Here is a 2,153-nt window from a genome sequence, read left to right as displayed (position 1 = left end):
GTACGCGACGCGCTGAACGTTCTCGAAAGCGAAGGGCTGGTCCTGAATCCGCCTGGTCGTGGCGCGACTGTCGCGCCCCTGGACCTGGATGAGTTCCATGCGATCTATCGGGTGTCCCGCGTGCTCGAACCCGCACTCGCGCGCCGTTCGTGCATGTTGCTGTCTGATGAGACACTCGACCGGCTTTACCAGGAAGCGGAAGCCGTGGGCGGACGCGACCGTACCCTCGACGAGGTCTGGGCCGACCATCGTGCTTTCCATATGGCGCTGCTTGCGCCGGCCGCGTCGCCCTGGGACGTACGGATTCTCACGATGCACTGGCGTGCCACCGAACGCTATGTACGTATCGGCTTTGGCCTTCTAGACCCCGACCCCGAGGAGCACGATCGCCGCCGCGATGCCCACCAGTTTCTCATTGATGCGTTCCGCAAGCGCGACCCTGCCTTCGCCGCACGCGCCCTGGAGTCCCATCTGGCTGAGAACGAGAAGCTGGCCGCGACCGTGTTGAGTTCCCATTCATTCCGGTCGAAATAGAACGTCCTAACCGCCAGTTCCGGAAGATGGCGCAGAACGTGACTCGAGCAGCTTGACCAGTGTGTGAAGAACGCGGTTGACTGGCGTCGCAATGCCCAAAGCCTGGCCTTGGCGGAGCACGTATCCGTTGAGGTGGTCGATCTCGCTGGGCTTGCCGCGCGCAAGATCTTGCGCGGTAGAGGAGAGTTGCGTGGGCATCGCTTTGGCGCCGCTCTGCACGGCACCCCAGACGTCACCCGGCACGGTTACGCGCAGCGCGGCGGCAACTTCAAGGCATTCGTTTACCGCATCGGCGAGCACATCCTGGACGCCTTGCCCAGCCGAGATGCGCCCATAAGGCAGCTGGGTGATGGCCGATAGCGCATTGTAGGCACAGTTCCCAATCAGCTTCGCCCACAGTGCCCCAACCACGTTGTCGGAGATTTCCGTAGGTACGCCGGCGGCGATCAGCATTTCGGCGATTTCGGCGCTTTTTGCCGATGTCGCAATGATCAGGTCGCCGCGCCCACGGTGCTTGACATGTCCGGGACCAACCATCTCCGCAGCTACGCGGACCACTGTCGCCATGACCTCGTGCGCCAGTGCGGCCTGAAGGCGCGGAGCGTTGTCGACACCATTTTGCAGTGTCATGATCACCGCCTCGCGCGCGAGGTGCGGGCGCATGGCAGCAGCTGCACTCTCTGTATCGGTGGACTTGACGGAGAGCAAGACCAGTTGGGCATCCCGCACGGCGTCTGCCCCGGTGCTGGCCTCGAGCGGCAAATAACCTTTGAAGGCGAGGGCATCGAGCAATAAGCCGTCGCGGCGAATAGCTTCGACATGCCCCGGCCTTCCAATCAGAACTACCGAGTGCCCCGCGCGCGCGAGCATACCGCCGAAGTAGCACCCCACCGCACCTGCGCCCATCACCGCGATTCTCATACCTGCTCCAGCTAAGTACTGATTGCATACACCTGCCGTCGAGCAAGATTCGTCGGCAATCAGGTCCCGCCACTTCGTGTAGTCGGCGACGAGTCGATCAATTTCGGTTCGAAGCTTTCTCGTTCTATCTGTCTAGATTCCGATTTCGATGAGTATGTTGTTTGCAAGGCGACGCGAGGCTGACCTTGGGCCAATGCTGTGGCGGCCAGCTTCTCGTTCTCAGCCAGATGGGATTCCAGGGCGCGTGCGGCGAAGGCAGGGTCGCGCTTGCGGAACGCATCAATGAGAAACTGGTGGGCATCGCGGCGGCGATCGTGCTCCTCGGGGTCGGGGTCTAGAAGGCCAAAGCCGATACGTACATAGCGTTCGGTGGCACGCCAGTGCATCGTGAGAATCCGTACGTCCCAGGGCGACGCGGCCGGCGCAAGCAGCGCCATATGGAAAGCACGATGGTCGGCCCAGACCTCGTCGAGGGTACGGTCGCGTCCGCCCACGGCTTCCGCTTCCTGGTAAAGCCGGTCGAGTGTCTCATCAGACAGCAACATGCACGAACGGCGCGCGAGTGCGGGTTCGAGCACGCGGGACACCCGATAGATCGCATGGAACTCATCCAGGTCCAGGGGCGCGACAGTCGCGCCACGACCAGGCGGATTCAGGACCAGCCCTTCGCTTTCGAGAACGTTCAGCGCGTCGCGTAC

Annotated in this window: 3 protein-coding genes; 1 reads left to right on the top strand and 2 read right to left on the bottom strand. The window is 62.5% G+C overall.

The window, feature by feature from the left end; genetic code table 11:
• Positions 1–534 (top strand): GntR family transcriptional regulator (locus CIC12_RS31865; RefSeq protein WP_168670435.1); only part of this gene is annotated, 534 nt, incomplete at its 5' end.
• Between the two features lie 6 nt (positions 535–540).
• Here CIC12_RS31865 and CIC12_RS31860 read toward each other — a convergent pair.
• Both CIC12_RS31860 and CIC12_RS31855 read right to left on the bottom strand, forming a co-directional pair.
• On the bottom strand, positions 541–1,455 hold the full coding sequence (locus CIC12_RS31860; protein WP_168670433.1) for a ketopantoate reductase family protein: 915 nt from the start codon (positions 1,453–1,455) through the stop codon (positions 541–543).
• A gap of 59 nt (positions 1,456–1,514) precedes the next feature.
• Positions 1,515–2,153 (bottom strand): GntR family transcriptional regulator (locus tag CIC12_RS31855; RefSeq protein ID WP_168670431.1); only part of this gene is annotated, 639 nt, incomplete at its 5' end.

Origin of the sequence: Paraburkholderia sp. SG-MS1 (genome assembly GCF_012275575.1) — a bacterium.
GTDB lineage: Bacteria > Pseudomonadota > Gammaproteobacteria > Burkholderiales > Burkholderiaceae > Paraburkholderia.
This window is presented reverse-complemented; position numbering and strand designations above follow the sequence as displayed.

What these genes read in the sequence shown, in the direction of transcription:
- CIC12_RS31860 (WP_168670433.1), bottom strand. Translation starts at nt 1,455, where the DNA reads ATGAGAATCGCGGTGATGGGCGCAGGTGCGGTGGGGTGCTACTTCGGC.